10 protein-coding genes and 2 pseudogenes are annotated in these 15922 nt (G+C 65.1%); 6 read left to right on the forward strand and 6 right to left on the reverse strand.

Annotated features, from left to right (window positions below; all coding sequences use genetic code 11):
- The 3 genes and pseudogenes from KBX50_RS31940 to KBX50_RS31950 all read left to right on the forward strand — a co-directional run.
- Positions 1-470: pseudogene (locus KBX50_RS31940) on the forward strand (hypothetical protein); the annotation flags it as partial.
- Positions 471-561: 91 nt separating this feature from the next.
- Complete coding sequence (locus tag KBX50_RS31945) at positions 562-873, forward strand: helix-turn-helix domain-containing protein (RefSeq protein WP_210941563.1); 312 nt, start codon at positions 562-564, stop codon at positions 871-873.
- 65 nt (positions 874-938) lie between these two features.
- Complete coding sequence (locus KBX50_RS31950; RefSeq protein ID WP_210941564.1) at positions 939-2075, forward strand: site-specific integrase; 1137 nt, start codon at positions 939-941, stop codon at positions 2073-2075.
- Positions 2076-2564: 489 nt separating this feature from the next.
- Here the strand turns inward: KBX50_RS31950 and KBX50_RS31955 are convergent, their stop codons facing one another.
- A complete protein-coding gene (locus tag KBX50_RS31955) occupies positions 2565-3605 on the reverse strand; it encodes an endonuclease/exonuclease/phosphatase family protein (RefSeq protein WP_210941565.1) in 1041 nt (346 codons plus the stop codon).
- 736 nt (positions 3606-4341) lie between these two features.
- Between KBX50_RS31955 and KBX50_RS31960 the strand changes: the two genes are divergently transcribed.
- Complete coding sequence (locus KBX50_RS31960) at positions 4342-5067, forward strand: hypothetical protein (protein ID WP_210941566.1); 726 nt, start codon at positions 4342-4344, stop codon at positions 5065-5067.
- Between the two features lie 593 nt (positions 5068-5660).
- Here the strand turns inward: KBX50_RS31960 and KBX50_RS31965 are convergent.
- Positions 5661-6677 (reverse strand): EcsC family protein, encoded by a 1017-nt coding sequence (locus tag KBX50_RS31965; protein WP_210941567.1) that lies wholly within the window; start codon positions 6675-6677, stop codon positions 5661-5663.
- Positions 6678-7438: 761 nt separating this feature from the next.
- Here KBX50_RS31965 and KBX50_RS31970 point away from each other — a divergent pair.
- Positions 7439-8238, forward strand: a protein-coding gene (locus KBX50_RS31970) for an IS5 family transposase (RefSeq protein ID WP_210941572.1) whose coding sequence is annotated in 2 segments (ribosomal slippage) — positions 7439-7775 and positions 7775-8238 — 801 coding nt in all. Because the reading frame shifts where the segments join, the coding sequence is not laid out codon by codon here.
- A gap of 6 nt (positions 8239-8244) precedes the next feature.
- Here the strand turns inward: KBX50_RS31970 and KBX50_RS31975 are convergent.
- Positions 8245-8904, reverse strand: coding sequence for a hypothetical protein (locus KBX50_RS31975; RefSeq protein ID WP_210941568.1), 660 nt, complete (start codon positions 8902-8904; stop codon positions 8245-8247).
- The gene (locus KBX50_RS31980) at positions 8879-9277 is read right to left on the reverse strand and encodes a PadR family transcriptional regulator (protein WP_210941569.1); all 399 of its coding nucleotides are present in this window, start codon (positions 9275-9277) and stop codon (positions 8879-8881) included. Before KBX50_RS31980 ends, KBX50_RS31975 begins: the two co-directional genes overlap by 26 nt.
- A 1529-nt stretch (positions 9278-10806) precedes the next feature.
- Between KBX50_RS31980 and KBX50_RS33920 the strand changes: the two genes are divergently transcribed.
- Positions 10807-11613, forward strand: a complete 807-nt coding sequence (locus KBX50_RS33920; protein ID WP_374224770.1) for a PD-(D/E)XK nuclease family protein — start codon at positions 10807-10809, stop codon at positions 11611-11613.
- A 785-nt stretch (positions 11614-12398) separates the two neighbouring features.
- Here the strand turns inward: KBX50_RS33920 and KBX50_RS31990 are convergent.
- Positions 12399-13610: an ImmA/IrrE family metallo-endopeptidase gene (locus KBX50_RS31990; protein ID WP_210941571.1), complete on the reverse strand. Its 1212-nt coding sequence runs from the start codon at positions 13608-13610 to the stop codon at positions 12399-12401.
- A 248-nt stretch (positions 13611-13858) separates the two neighbouring features.
- A pseudogene (locus KBX50_RS31995) lies at positions 13859-14619 on the reverse strand (IS5 family transposase).
- Between the last annotated feature and the right edge of the window lie 1303 nt (positions 14620-15922).

Consider the following 15922-nt stretch of genomic DNA (forward strand, 5'->3'; position numbering starts at 1 on the left):
TGATCACTCAGCCGCCGCACGCGTACGGGATCTGCCACCGCCACAGCCTGACCGCCGCGACGCCGCCCGGCCGACAAGCCGAACGGCGTGTCATCCAACACCGCGAACGTTCGTGGTCACGGCACTACCACGGCGACGGCGGCCTCGAGCTACGCACCACCGTCACCCACCTGGCCAACAGCAGCCTCGGAACACCCGACGAGGCCACCTGGGGCATCTACGCATCCGCCATCGCCCGCTGGGAACTCCTGATCGGCCGACCGGTCCCCACGCCCACCCAACCCGGCCAGCACGGCAAACCGGTTCTCGCACCGCCGTTCGTGGAATGGCTCATGGGCCTACCCGCCCACTGGGTCACCGACCCCACCCTCGATCTACCACGCACGGGCGCCCTGCGCGTCCTCGGCAACGGGGTCGTCCCCACCCAAGCGGCGACCGCTCTCCGTCTCCTGCTGTGCCACCACCACTGACCCCTGCCAGGCACTGGTGGCTCTTCGCAAGTCCACACGCCTATCCGCGAAGGGCCACCACCCCGGCCTCACCTCGAACGAGGAGCCGTCCATGCACTCCAACCCGCCCCGATCCCGACGGCGGCCACCGCCAGCCGCACCCCCACCCACCCGCCGCGCCGGTGGCAGCGACGACGAGGAGCCGCGCCTCTACACCCCAGCCGAGGCCGCGGTGCTACTGCGCGTGTCGGAGTCCTGGCTACGCCGCCGCGCTGGACGCCGCCAGATCCCCTGCACCTTCCTCGGCAAACACCTGCGCTTCTCCACCGCCGACCTCGCCGCCATCATCACCGCCGCCGCAGAACCCGCCACCGGACGACGGCCCCACCGCCGACGCCGACCCCCACCTACCCCAGCGACTTGACCAAACCCCGAAAGTCACGCGTCCATCACCGACGCAACGGACACGAACCGATCGGAGACATAACCATGGCCTGGGTGGAAAAGCGCGGCACGAGATACCGCGTCCGCCTCCGTATTCCTGATGGCACCGTCACCACCGACTCCACCCACGAACTGCGCGCCGACGCTGTCCTGCGCGCCAAGGAGATCGACGTGGAAGTCGCCCGCGATACCTTCATCGACCCCCGCGGCGGACGCATCCCCCTCAGCGAATGGGTGCCGATCTGGGAGTCGACCCACCAGGCATCGCCCGCTACCTGGGCCGCCTACCGCAGCCACCTGCGGCTGCACATCCTGCCCACCCTCGGCCCGCTGCTCCTGGTCGACATCCGCCGCCAACACGCCAAGGCCCTCAGCCTCGCGCTCGGCAAGCGACTCTCACCCCGATCCGTCGCCGACGTGATCATGGTCCTGTCGATGATCCTTCAAGAAGCGGTCGAAGACCGCCGGATCCCCTTCAACCCCTGCCGCGGCATCCGGATCCCCAAGGGCATCCGCGCCGAACGACCTCACGCCTCCGCCGACCAGGTCGCCGCCATCGTCGCCCGCCAGGCCCGCCCATCCGACGGGCTCATGATCCTCACCGCCGCCTATACCGGCATGCGATGGGGAGAACTCGCCGGCCTGCACCGAGACAACCTCGATCTCAGCACCGGCAGCATCTACGTCCACCCCGACGTCGGCGCGCTTCACGAAGTCGAAGGCAAGCTGTACCTCGGCCCACCCAAAACCAACGACTCCGTCCGCCACATCCGCCTACCCCGCTTTGCCACAAACCTCCTCGCCACCCACCTCGCCGAACACGCCCACGGCACCGTCTTCCCCGGCGCCCGCGGCCACCACCAACGCCGATCCAACTTCAACCGTCGCGCCTGGACCCCGGCTGTGGCGGGCGACCCCAAGAGAGGCATCCCAGCGATCCTGGCCGGCATGCACTTTCACGATCTGCGCCATACCCACAAGACCTGGCTCATCGAAGACGGCATCCCCGAGATCGCCCAAGCCCGTCGCCTCGGCCACCGCCTCCCCGGCGTAAGAGGCATCTACAGCCACGTCACGGAAGCCATGATCACCAACCTCGTTGACGCCCTGCAGCGCCGCTGGGAAACCACCCAGCCCGACCGCCCCGACGGCACCGTGCGACGCCTGCGCCCCGCCGCCTGACACCTGCCGTCAGGGATGATGAGGACCTGCTGCAGGCGTTCGTAGCCGACCCGCGCTACACGGTGTGTGGGCGACCCGCGTCGCACGTGGAACTCGTCGCTCCCGGCGCGAAACCCGCCGCCTGACAGCAGTGGCCACCGCAGCAACGCGACGCCTTCGACACCGCCCGTCAGCGCCACGGCGACCAGCAGTGGTGGCTGCTGTTCTCCGGAATCGAGGCCGGCAACGGATACGGCCACCCGGTCGACCCGGCGGAAGCAACGAGGATCGTCGACGCTTTCGCCGAGCCGTACCAGTACACCCCGGTGAGAACAGCCGAGTTCTACGATGACGCCGGGTTCTGCGGTCCCTGCTATGCCCCGTACCGCCACTACCACTGGAACGTCTCCAGCAGCGCATACGGCACCTGCCGGCGCGGCCACCGCAAGAGCCTCGACCCCTTTGGCGGCCCGACGACCTCTAGCCTGGGCCTTCCCGACTGCTCGGCGGTCAGTCAAGGTCGAGGTCGACGTAGGCGGGGTCGTGGTCAGACCCGTCGCCGCTGATCTGGGTGCGGCGCATGACATGCGCCGCCGTGACCGTCAGATCCGGGCTGGTCCAGATCTGGTCGTAAAGGGCGAACGTGGTGACACCCTTCGCACGGTGCCGGTGCGTCCAGATGGTGAGGGACAGGTCGGCGAACTTGTCGTCGATCAATGCGCCGCTGCGGTTGGGGCCGGCAACGGTGGAACCTCGCTGGATCTGCTCGGCAAGGCTTGCCCCCCGTAGGTCGGCGAGGGTCTCGCCGTCGGGCGCGTCGTTGAGGTCTCCGGTGACCACGACCCTGCGGGTCAGCCGCTGCCGGCGCAGGATCTGCCTGATCGCGGTGGCCTGCTCGGTGCGCCGTCGGACGATCGCCTCACGGGCGGCGGTGACCTGGGCAGGGGTGAGGGCGTGCTCGTCGGCGATGAAGTTGCTCTTGAGGTGGTTGACGAAGACGTGCAGCGGTTGGCCGTCCGGGGCGGTGATCTGTGCTTGAAGCAGGTCGCGGCCGAACACCGGCTCCCCGGTGGTGTCGGGCCAGAACCGCCAGGAACTGATACGGGTGATCGGCAGCCGGGAACAGATGGCGACGTCGATACGGCGGGGATCATTGCCTTCCACAACGGCGCGGTACCGGTAGTCAATGCCGAGGGGACGCAGGTCGTCGCGGTGGAACGTGTCCAAGGCATCCTGGTCTTCGACCTCTTGCAGGCACAACACATCGGCATCGAGAGCGGCGATACGGCGAGCGATCCAGGCCCGGGCCTTCGGGTCCTTGCCCCTGACGAGTTTGCCGCGGAAGGTCCGCAGGACGCCGCTCATGCGGCTGCCATCGGGTAGCACCACCTCCACCACAGACGGTTGCCCGCCGCCCGGAATGTCTGTTGCCTCCGGCGTGACGTCAGTCGCGATTTCGGCAAGCGGCGGGTTCGCCACAGTCCTGGGAAGTTCCGCCAGGAACGACCAGCGGGAGAACAGGTTGTTGGCGTTGAACGTCGCGATCCTCACCGCCACCGCCTGCTTCCCTGACGCCGGGCTCCGCCCATACCTGGATTCGAGGATATGGCCCGCCTGCCCCAATCCGTGTCAACTATCCGCAACCCGCCAGTTCCCGCAGCCTGGCGAAGACGAGAAGGTGCGTCACGAAGGCGGGGTGTGGCGCCGAGTTATGCGTCTCCGCCCCTCTCGACGCGAGGGGCGTACCTCGGCCGCCAAGGAACCAGCGCGAGGACCAATCCGAGGCTGAAAAGTCCGAGGTCCTGATACCGGTGGTACCGGTGGACGGCCCGCTGGCCGGCGTCGTTCACGGGGCATCGCCCACGCGCACCGCGTCCATCAGCAGAGTCCGTACGGGCGCCTCGCCGCAACAGGTGAACCGAGGTGATGGCACCGAGCCCACGTAGCGCGCCAGCAAGGTACAGCAACCCGACACTGCACCGACGAGGGGCGGAGCAGCAGTCTGTCGATCGGCCGGCCATCGCATCCGCAGGCGTCCGATTGCCGGATACCGTCGCCGTCCGCGTCCCGTGATGCTCAAATCGTGATCACTGTCATTTTGACCTGGGACGCTGGAGAGTCTGGCTATCCGTCTGATCTTTATGCGCGGGACGTCAGGCGTACAGCGGCTGGTAGGGCGGTTCCCTGTCGGTGGAGTGTCGGGTCGCGCCGGGGTGGGCTGGGTCGCGGGGACCGTGTCTTCCTGTTCCGGCAGAACAGTGAGCGTGGCATCGTCGCAAGCGGAACCGTGACCGGGAGCAGTGTCTTCGCCGACTCACACTGGGAGGATCCGACCCGCCAGGCGTGGTACATCACCCTGCGCTGGGACGCCGTGCTACCGGTGGAGGAGCGTCTGTCAGTCGATGAGCTGCTGGCAGGGGTACCAGCCCACCACTGGAAGCATGTTCTCGGGTCAGGGCAGCGTCTGTACCCGCCGTCCGATGAGCAACTCGAACGGCTCTGGTGGTCCCACCTCGCCACTTTGCGGATGTCACCAGCCGGTCCAACAGCCGAACCCGTCCCGGTCTCCGCGGCAGTCACACCCGCCGGAAGCGCCGAGGCGGTACCGATTGAGAAGATTGGCAAGAGTGCATACTCGCTCCCCGGCTCGACAAGTGCCGTGGCCGTCAAGCGTGAGGCCGACCTCACGGCCCGCTACCTGGAGCACCTCGAGACGTTGGGGCATACCTGCGTGCGGTACCGCATCAGGCCGCCCGGTGAACCTTACGACCTCTACACCGACCTGTTCGACCAGACTGCCGGTGTGCTGTACGAGGCGAAGGGAGTCGTCACCCGCGACGCCGTCCGCATGGCGGTTGGGCAACTGCTGGACTACAGCCGGCATATTCCCGGCCCGCCTCGGCGTGCCGTCCTCCTGCCGGCTCGACCGGGGGACGACCTGCTGGCCCTCCTGCGCGCCCAGAACATCCAGTGCGTGTACGAGCTGTCGCCGGGCCGGTACGGGTGCGATTAGCGTATGACCAAGCTGCACCGGGCCGACGGGGCCGATCGGACTGTCAGCCGCCGTCGGCGGAGCCGAAAAGGCCCCGACCCTGACGACTACTAGCGTGCCTCGCTTGAGATGCGATGGCGAGATCCTGAAAGTGGTCCGTCAAGACCCCATCTCGCCGAGCTGCGGCCATGCCGCCGAGCGTGCATGGCAGGGCGTCACTGACGGGCAGGCGGCGTATGACCCCGACCCCGCTGAGGGGCCTACGCGAGCTGATCCGGAAGGCCGGCAGCACCGACAATCCAAGCGCCCGGCCTCAGCAGCATAGCGGTACGTCCGGAGCCGGGCAGCTTGACCAGCGCGTACCCGCCAGAGCGGCTCTGCTCCGGAAACCACCCTGACCACTTCGGCGGACCCGAAGGCGTCGCCCTTGGACGGTTTAGGTCATCGCCCCGGGATGCACGCTCGCTCATGGCCGAGAACAGTGCGTCCGATCTTGAGACGTGCAACGCTACTGCGGGTGACCGTCTCCTCGGAGACGTCGGTTGCTGGTGGGTGAGCTGGCAGCATAGGGCGTACGGTCAGCAAGCTGAGTCACGCTCCTGCCACTCACACCGTTACGTGGCGTCGGCATTGTGGTCGCCGTCGTCCCGGCTGGTGGTCAGTGCGGCAGGCATCGGCAGCCCGTATTTGTCGCAAAGGAATCGGGTCTGGCAGTACCGCTGGGCGTCGGCGGCCACGCTGCCGAGGACTGCAGAGTTCATCCCGGCACCGATGAGGACGCCCACGAATGGCACAACCTTGGCGACGTTCTGGACGGGAACCCTGGCACCGGCCGGGCCTACGTGCTGCAGCAATTTCTCAAGGGCGGCCACGAGGCGATGGTCCGCGCGGAGCTTGGCTGACCATCTCACGCGTCCCTTGATCGCGTTGGCCGCTCGTGCGGTCTCGCGCAGCGGACCCACTTTGGCTGCTTGGGCCATGAAGGACCGGTGTACGAGACGTTCGATGAAGAGCTGCTCGGAGGGATCTTTGGCGTCGTAGCCGTAGGAGTAGGCGATGCGTGACGCGATCGACGCGCTCAGTACCTGGATGACGAGGATGTCTGCGGTCATTGCGGCGGGGATCCCGGCGACGGGGACCATGGCCAGCAGGCCCATGGCGCCACCTTCGACCGCGCCGGTGGTTCGCCACCTGAGTGTGTTGCGGGTCAGGAGGCGGTCGCACACCTTGAGGTCCTGCTGCCGCAGCTCAGCGAAACTGCCTAGTTCGAGGCCACGCTTACGGGCGACCTTTTCGACGCCCTTCGGGTCGTTGAGCTCCAAGGCCCAGGCATTGACCAGTTCCAGCAGCGCTACCGCGCCTTCGGCCGCCGGCCGCAGGGCCATGCTGGCAACCGCGTCACCCCCGCGACGGACTGGCTCCTTGATCGCCTCGGGTACCGCCCTGGTGGCCCGGCTCGCGGCGTTTCGCGCGACCTCACTGGAGCGATCGAGCGCAGCGCTCGCCCAGTTGGGCAGACCGCAGCGGTGGTTGCGGCGCTGCCAGTGCTCGTTGAGCCTGTCCCATACCTGTCCCTCGTATGCACTCATCGGGATTGCCCCGTCAACAAGCGGGTCGGTGACAGTGCTCATCGAAGTTCTCCATCCGGGATCATTGGGGCCATGCCGGCACTACGTCAAGGATGAGTTGGCCGGGCCACGGCGGGCCGAGGCTGTTGTCCTCCGGCGGAACGAAGATGTGCGCGCTGGTGCGAGTATCCGCCCGGACAGCGTCGAGACGGCTGAGGGCCCTGTTGCTCCTCGACGCCACTGTTCGTCGGCTACTTGGGAGACCACCGTTGAAAGACCCGGCGAACCTCTTGCGGCCAGTCGCGAATCCCGTTGACCCAGCCCGCACCCGGCTCACCCGTTTCCTTATTGACGACGAGGGCGGCGAGGGAACAGTCTTCGCCTCTGGACCGACAGTCCTCGGATACATCGTCGAGAACGTGTCGAAGCTGGTTCCGCAGGCTGATGCCCTCCATCCCCAATGCCATGCCAAGCTCCCCGTAGGTGAGCAGCGTCCTCCGCGTGGCGGCGACAATCAACGCGGCACGGGCTTGGGAGACCCACAGAGTCCGGTTAGCCGATGTCATGCAGCGACAATGTCGCACCAGACGCGGCCACACATCGTCGATGAGGGCACAGTGCGTTGCCTTGTCGACCGACGTGTCCTCTATGCCGCTTCGTGCGCGTTGGCTGGTCGTCGCTGCCCGCGTCGTGGTGATCCTCTTCTTTGCTGATGGGTCACATCGGCTGGCTTAGAGCTCCTAACGAAATGAAGTTTTGGCGTGTCCTCCGGGACGTGAGGGTCGTTCTGTCTGAACGTGAGGAGGGGTGAGCAGCCGCCGTGGATCGTCTCGGACGACCTGTGGGCCGAGATCGCACCGCTGCTGCCACCCCGTCCCGCTCGTCGGCACCGGTTCCCGGGCCGCAAGCCTCTCGACGACCGCAGGGTGTTGTGCGGGATCCTGTTCGTGCTCTACACCGCGATCCCGTGGGAGTACCTGCCCCAAGAGCTCGGGTTCGGTTCGGGGATGACCTGCTGGCGCAGGTTGCGGGACTGGAACGACTCCGGCGTGTGGCAGCAACTGCACGAGGTCCTGCTGGGCAAACTCCGGGCGACCGGGCAACTCGATCTGTCGCGGGCGGTGATCGACGGCTCCCATGTCCGGGCGCTCAAGGGTGGCCCAAAACCGGTCCGAGCCCGGTCGACCGCCGCAAGCCAGGCTCGAAACACCACGTCATCACCGACGCGGGCGGCATCCCCCTCGCCGCTAGTCTGACCGGCGGCAACCGCCACGACGTCACCCAGCTCATGCCCCTGGTCGACAAGGTCCCACGGATCAAGGGCATCCGCGGCCGGCCCCGGCAACGACCCGACCAGCTCTACGCCGACCGCGGCTACGACTACGACTGCTACCGCCGCGACCTACGGACCAAGGGCATCACCCCGGTCATCGCCCGACGCGGAACCGGTCACGGCTCCGGACTCGGCACCCGACGGTGGGTCGTCGAGCAGACCATCGCCCTGCTGCACTGGTTCCGCCGCCTGCGGATCCGCTGGGAGATCCGCGACGACATCCACGAAGCCTTCCTCACCCTCGCCTGCGCCATCATCTGCTGGCGCCGACTCCAACACTCAAAGAGTTAGGAGCTCTTAGTCCGCCGATGTGACCGAGTTGCGGCGGGCCAGCGCTGTTGCGGTGAGGAAGGCGGCGAGGACGATCGCGGCTTCGGTTCCGATTGCCAGTGGGGTGACCGGGAAGTCGAGCGCCCAGCCGTATGCGGCTGCGGCAGCGATCGCGGCGGCGATCGTGGGTGGCAGCAGCAGTGTCATTCGTGTAGCGGTGTGTCGGATGCGGGGTACGTCGCGCAGGGTGATGCGCACGGCGAGGACGGCGCCGGTGACGACGACCGCTGCGACGGCGCCGTAGAAGACCCCAGCGGCGAGCCACACCGGTACGCGCACGTCGCGCGGCAGGTCGAATGCCGCCACGAATGCCTGGTGCAGGCCGATGACCAGGATGTATCCCACGATGAGGGAGAGCACTGCGCCCGCGCTCGCCACGACAAGCACCTGGCCGTAGCGCGGTGGGATCCGCTGCACGCCGGCTTCCTCGGCGATCCTCAGGGCGAACTCGGTGGGGTCAGTGCCGAGAAGCTCCGCAGGATCGATCCCGTCGGCAGTTGCGGCGTCGAGCTCGATTCGCAGGTCGGCAGCAAGAGTTGCCCGGTCGCGACGGTGAATGCCGAGAGCGCGCCATTCCCGGTCTGCGGCGGCGAGGAGGTGGTCAACGGCCGGCGTCGACGTGCTCATGGTCATCTCCTGGATTCAGTGGACTGACGGCGAGGGTTGCGTTGACGACACTGGCGAACTGGGTCCACTGCTCGCGCCAGACGTTCAGTCGGTCATGGCCGGTGTCCGTGAGCCGATAGACCTTGCGGGGCGGGCCGTTGGGGCTGGGTTGCATCGCATTGGCCACGAGTCCCAAGCGGTGCAGTCGGGTGATCAACGGGTAGACGGTGCCGTAGCTGACCGTTCCGAATCCAGCGGTGTCGAGGCGGCGGACGAGTTGGTAGCCGTGCGCAGGCTCGGCGGCAAGTAGCGCGAGCAGGCACATGTCCAAGCAGCCGCGCAGGAGCTGAGCTTGCCGCTCGGCCGAATCACCCGGCTCGCCTTTCACTACCATGCGGCACATAGTACGGCCGGTACTATGCGTCGTCTAATAGATGTCCCAGAAGAAGTCGTCCAAGCCGACCTTGCGACCGTCTCTCACCGCCGTTGAACAGCAAGAACCCGACCCAAGATGCGACTTGCGACCGAGGTCAGCGCCGAGACGACCTGCCTCGAATGCGCCTGCGATATGCCCGCCGAAGATTTGGACCCCACTGGCTGCGGGGCTCCCAGCGGCCTGCCATCGCCGCCTGAACAGGCATCCGGATCTACCGCCCGTCCGAGTGTGGCGGCCGTCGGACGGGGCGTTCGAGCCGGTCAGCTCACCCGGGGCCGTCGAGATAGCCGACGTCGGTAGAACCCGACGCGACACGGACGCGATACCCCCAGTGCCGTAAGACCAAGCAGGAGATCCTCCGCTGCCTCAAGCGCTACATCGTCCGAGACGTCTACACCGCCCTACGCGCCGACTTCGCCGCCTCGACCGCTTGACCTCCATAGGAGCATCGGGATGGCAGGGACGCAAGGGTGGCTGGTTCGTGGGGTGACGAAGTGAGTTTTGTTCGTAAATTGCGCGATTGCGGGATCGGACACGCGTTCGAAGTTCGCGTGGTTGCTTGCATGTAACCGTCAAGAGGGCTTTACAATGCAGGATCGGGTATTCTCAACGAACGCGATAGCGATTGGCCGGTTCTTGGCGTCGTCGCGTCCGAGCGAGGTAGGACGGTCTTGAACTGGAAGCCCGGAATTCCGCTTCGGGAAGACGCCCAAGTCTTCCGCGTGAGTGCAAGCGATGCGGAATCCGCGGCGGGCGAACGCTCGTGCCCTTTGAATCTGGCGCTTAAGGTGCGGCCCGAGACGATCCCAGAAACCGGTGGGTGGAGGTCGCGCAAGGGACCTTTCGCGTTGGGCAGCCTGGCTGAGGCAATCAAGAGAGTTGGAAGGCTGACTAACCGCGGCAGCGAGCTCTGGTCGTCGGTGGAGGCCCAGAAGCACTTGTTCATAGACTTGCATGATGGTGTGCGTCAATTTTTTGAGCACGGTCTCGATCGGTATTTTGAGTACCATGAGGCACGCGAAGAAGCAATCGGGCAGCTCCACTTTCTAGATGGTTGGGTTGAGCTCCTTAAGGGACCAGACGCCAAGTTGGCGGCGTGGGCGTTCTTGTACGAGACAAGCGATGGCTTTCGGGAAATACGCCGGCTGCGGCATTCTAATGCCCAAGTCGCCGCGACCCCGTGGGCCTACATAGCGGCCCATGCCGCAGGAGAATATGCAAGTCGGACACCAGTTCAACGCATATGGGTGACCGAAATTGGTCTCGTTGACGGCATTGAACACCACATTCTAGACGGAATTTCCCGGGATGACGCGCGCATTCTCTATGAGGAGCGAGCCAGGCCCAATGTGTTTGCGGCGATTCGCGGGGAAAAACGAGTGCCCGGCAGGTGCTGCGGTGAATGCAAGTTCACCGGATCCTGCGAGTCTCTAGTGCGTGTTGACGGGTTTCTTCAAGTGCGTGAACCTGGCCCCTGGACGAGGTCTGTGTCGGCATCTGATCTCGAAGGCTACGAGCGATGCCCTGCCCAGTGGTACATGGAGCGTCTCGTCCACTTGCCTCGCATTGAAGAGGGCAATCAGGCGTTGCTGCGAGGACTGGCAGTCCACCGTTGGATCGCCGAAGCTCACTCGCGAGGTGTTCCTTGCTCGCCGGATGACCTCCCTGAGCCCGCAGATCTGGACCGCCTTAGTCTTGTCGGAGGCGGGGAGATAGACCCAGCCGACTATGAGTTGGCGTATCCATTCCTTCGATCCCACATCGAGTGCTGCCCACTACGGTCTAATGACGCGAGGTCACTCACGGCCGAAAGGACGCTTTACGCCTACGATGGGATAGCCGACGTAGTGGTGGCGACCAAGTCAGACGCTTACTGGAAGAGCGATGACACTCTGACGATGCGTGAGATTAAGACTGTCCAAGTACAGCCAGTGGCTAACGACGATGAAATATTCAGCACTTATCTTGCCGTAGCGTGGGATCTTGTCGCCTTAGAGGCGGGGCTGGCGAGGCATTACGGCGCGATTCAGGGTGAGGTGCAACTGGAGATTCTTTCGCCCGAGTCGGCCGTGGTTCACAGCTATTCCACACAAGATTCCACGATTATGTCGATGGCTCGGGGGCGTGTGCGTCGCCTCGCGCGCCGCTGGCTCGCGGACACCCAATGGGACTCACTTCCTGGACCTGGCTGCAGCAAATGCAGTGTGCGGCGATGGTGCGCTGCCCGGGACGCCTACGAGGCGTCTGTTGGGAGTAGAGTGTCCAGTGGGGCGCAGGGGGCGCAGGCTACGTAGTAACAGGAGGGGGCGGGTGATGGCGGCCGAACCACCCAGAATATCTCCGAATATGATGCCTCGTCGCACGAGGTCGATCCCCCCTGCCGCCTCTACGCCCCAACGCCGGCACGCGTTCAGCCCTCTAGTACCTCAGCGGGGCTGGCCCAACTCAATTGTTTACGCGGACACTGGGATCCTCGTTAGCGTCGGTCGTAATCGGAGCTGTATACCTCGGTTCGAGGCGCATTACGCGGGACGACTGAGAATCGCCGAGAGCGTGGCAATGGAGATCGAGAGAAACGCCGACCCTGCTACACCTGTTGACGGCAGACTTCGAACGGCCGCAGCGTTGGCGAAGGCCACACTCATTGATGGCGGATCGTGCGCGGTCGATTCCGACGACAACTATGATAGTCGGACGTTTGACGAGGTCCACGCCAAGCTCAAAAACCTGCCGCGCCGGAGTGATGAGCCGAACCATCCGTTAGCTCATCTGGGGGAGGCGGCTTCCATTGCACTATGCATCGCTCGGACGTCCCAGGGCGAGCTAGTAGTGTTCCTGGTGAACGACGGGGGTGCGAGTGTTGTCGCCGCCCAATACGGCATTCCAGCGCGTCACTTCGGCCAAGTCCTGGCCGAGCTAATCTGTAGTGGGCATTTCACAAGTAGTGATGCCTTCGACGCCCTGGCGATGGCAACAGCCGTGACCGGCATCCCGCAGGGCGCGTTGCCTATGAGTGCGTCGGCTCTCGAATGTCGTAGAGCTGCGGATGTCAGATCTTGTGGTGCGTGCGACGCTTTCGCTACGGCTGTCGCGGCCGGACAAGAGTAATTGACTGCTGGTACCCCTGAGACAGCAACTCTTGCTCTACGCTAGCGACATCGTCGCCACGACCGAGTACGCGGGCGACAACCTCCGAGGAAATCAAGCCATCACGGTAAGCGTCGAGCGCCATGGACAATGCCCAATGGGAAGCCGAGGTATTGCCCTGGTTCTCGCATGCGGCGTTCCACTTTTGGCTGAGCCGCGCCTGCCTCATGATGTCCGAGATCCGGACAGTCTTGTAAGGTTCGAGGGCCCGTTCCGGCACGCCCGCCGCCTCTATCAGCGTCTTGATGCTTGCTTGCCGACTTAGGCCAAAGTGCATCATAAACTTGGCTAGCGGCACCCCGTAACCATCCGTCGGCCGTTTGGGGCCATGCTCAGACCAGAATTCTTGAACTGCTATGTCTGGCGCCAAGAAATGCCGAGCAAATGCCTCGGCTCGAATCTCCTCAAGATCTTGATCGCCGTAATGCTTTCGGTTGACGTAAAAGGACTTGTCGTCCTTGTAAAGGAAATGGCACAGCTCGTGCGCAAGCGTAAATCGCTGCCTACCCCACCACGTGTCGTTGGTGTTGACGACAATGATCGCTCTCCAAGCCTCTTCGGAGGGATCGCGCAGTGTTACACCCTGGACCGATCCAGGCATGCTTTCGAAAATCACCGCTACGCCAAGATCCTCGATTAGTTCGACGATATTCCCGACCGGCTGCTCGTCGTCTAGGCCCAGATAATCGCGAAGTCGCTCGGACGTACGTTGCGCCGCTCTGATGTAATAGTTATCGCTCGCGACAGCCCTGCGGGCGTCCTTAGCCAGGGCGCTAGTTCGAGCGACTTCTTGCGGGTACCATGACAGGAGAAGCTCTAGGTCCTGAAGTGCCGTCTCTGCTCGTTGGGCAGCTGAGGCAATGTCCTCGTCGGTCGCGCTTACCCCTGCACGCAGGGCAACGGCGAGGCTTTGTTGAATGGGCGTGTCGCCAACGAGCACTGCAAGCGGGATCCCACAAAGCGCCGAGAGCATCGCCAGCTGGGACCGAGCAGGTGAAACGCGTCCAGCTAGCGCATCGCCGAGCCATCCTCCACCCTGCGGGAGTCCAAGGCCGGCGTAGATGTCTGATGTCGAGATTCGCGAGAGCGTGAGCGCGTCGCGCAAGCGCTGCGCCCAGTTGGTCGGTTCCTGGCGCTCCAACATCGCTACCTCTCGTATTGGCGGTTACGTGGGGTAGTCGGTTTGCAACTCCCTTGCTGCGGCTAGCATACTTGGCACCCCTGACACGCGAAGTCCCTGCGGGCGTGTTGACACGATTTCAGCCCTTTGTTCAAGCTACGCGATCGAGTGTCCAGGTGCTCGGAGACTACTCGCCAGCATCCACCACGTCACCGTCCGGGACGTCGGTAACTGACGCGGTTTCCCGACAGCTGGAGCCAGACTAAGAGCTCCTAACTCTTTGAGCGTTGCAGTCGGCGCCAGCACACGATGGCGCCGGCGAGGGTGAGGAACACTTCGCGGATCTCCCAGCAGATGCGCAGGCGGCGGATCCAGTGCAGCAGGGCGATGGTCTGCTCGACGACCCAGCGGCGGGTGCCGAGGCCGGAGCCGTGGCCGGTGCCGCGTCGGCCGATGACGGGTGTGATGCCGCGTGTGCGGAGCTCGCGGCGGTACTCGTCGAAGTCCTAGCCACGGTCGGCGTAGATTCGGTCGGGCCGGTGTCGGGGCCTGCCGCGGATGCCCTTGATCCGGGGGACCTTGTCGATCAGGGGCAGCTGTTGGGTGACGTCGTGGCGGTTGCCGCCGGTCAGGCTGACGGTGAGAGGGATGCTGCCCGCGTCGGTGATGACGTGGTGTTTCGAGCCTGGCTTGCGGCGGTCGACCGGGCTCGGACCGGTTTTGGGTCGCCCTTGAGCGCCCGAACGTGAGAGCCGTCGATCACCGCCCGGGACATGTCCAACTGCCCGGCGGCCCGCAGTCTGCCGAGCAGAACCTCATGCAGTCGTTGCCACACACCAGCATCGTTCCAGTCCCGCAACCGGCGCCAGCACGTCATGCCCGAGCCGAACCCAAGCTCCTGGGGCAGGTACTCCCACGGGATCGCGGTGTAGAGCACGAACAGGATCCCGCACAACACCCTGCGATCGTCGAGAGGCTTTCGGCCCGGGAACCGGTGCCTACGCGGTAGTCGGGGCGGCAGCAGCGGGGCGATACAACTGCCAAAGGGAGGCCCGGCACTTCAACCCATGTGGCACAGCGCGTAACAGTCGTGGCCGCGCCTCCCACAGATCGGCTGGCGTAACGATATCGTGGCCCGGATGGACCGCCTGTCACGTACCCACCATGGCGGATCGACACCCTTTAACCCGACCCGTTTCGAAGCCACCATCCGGATCTGGCGCCGACCGCGCGCTCTGTCTCAGCACGCCGGCCACGCTGAGTACTCGTCTGTCGGCTCCGCCTGAAAAGTTCAGCCGGCGTTGACATCGTCAACTTCGGGGCTGTTCCTTGGGAAGACGCGCCGAAGCGACGCGTTAAGACGCTGGCCTACGCCGCAGTCGCACCGAGGGATCGGGGAGCGGGATGGGAGCAGCCAGGTGCGCTGAACGGCCCTGAACCGCGCTCAACGGCGTCGAGTGGCACTCAACTGCACCCACCACGACCTGCGGGTTCTCGTTTCTGCAGGTCAGAGTCGGCGCGGCGTCCCGCTTCACATGGAGTGCTCCACGATTTTGGACGGCAGTCGATGGCACTCTATGTTCCCTGGTAGGGAGTATGCGCAGGTCATGGCGGTAAGGAGCTGCTGGATGGGCTAGCCTTGCAGGTGGGAGCAGATCGGGTGCAGGTTGGCGAAGTGGTCACCCGCGCCCGAAGTGCTCACCGACGCTGGCCAGAGCCGAGGGCTCTGACCTGCGGCGATGTGGGCCAGCGGCCCGGAGTGACCTCCCAGAGAACACCGAAGTGGTCAGAGTTTACTGCTCCCCGTCTGGACGGCGCCGGCTGTCGTCCCGGGCCCCGCTGGCGCCATTCACGAGGGCGGTGTTCCATCGATGTGTGGGTCTGGTGCCGTCGTGGTGGTGTCGGTATGGATCCCGGGGGCTGAGACTCGAATCCCACCACCAGCCTTCCGAGCAGGGCTTCCTGCTCGGTGACCTCTTCGGCGAACCCGAAGGCGTCGACCTTCGAAGGTTCAGGTCATCGCCCCGGGATGCACGCTCGCTCATGGCCTCTGTACGGATGTCATCGGCGGGAGTTGGTGTCTGCTCGCCATCTTCGCTGGCGACGGGCGGCGCTGTCTGCTCGACGTCCGGCTCATGCAAACGGAGGGGATCGGGTCAGCGCATCGTGCGGGGTGGGGGATTCTCACCAACGTCCGGTCTGGTCTGTCGCTAGTGCCGTGACCACGAACGTTCGCGGTGTTGGATGACACGCCGTTCGGCTTGTCGGCCGGGCGGCGTCGCGGCGGTCAGGCTGTGGCGGTGGCAGATCCCGTACGCGTGCGGCGGCTGAGTGAT

The sequence above is a fragment of the Micromonospora sp. C51 genome (assembly GCF_018070435.1).
Taxonomy (GTDB): domain Bacteria; phylum Actinomycetota; class Actinomycetes; order Mycobacteriales; family Micromonosporaceae; genus Micromonospora; species Micromonospora sediminimaris.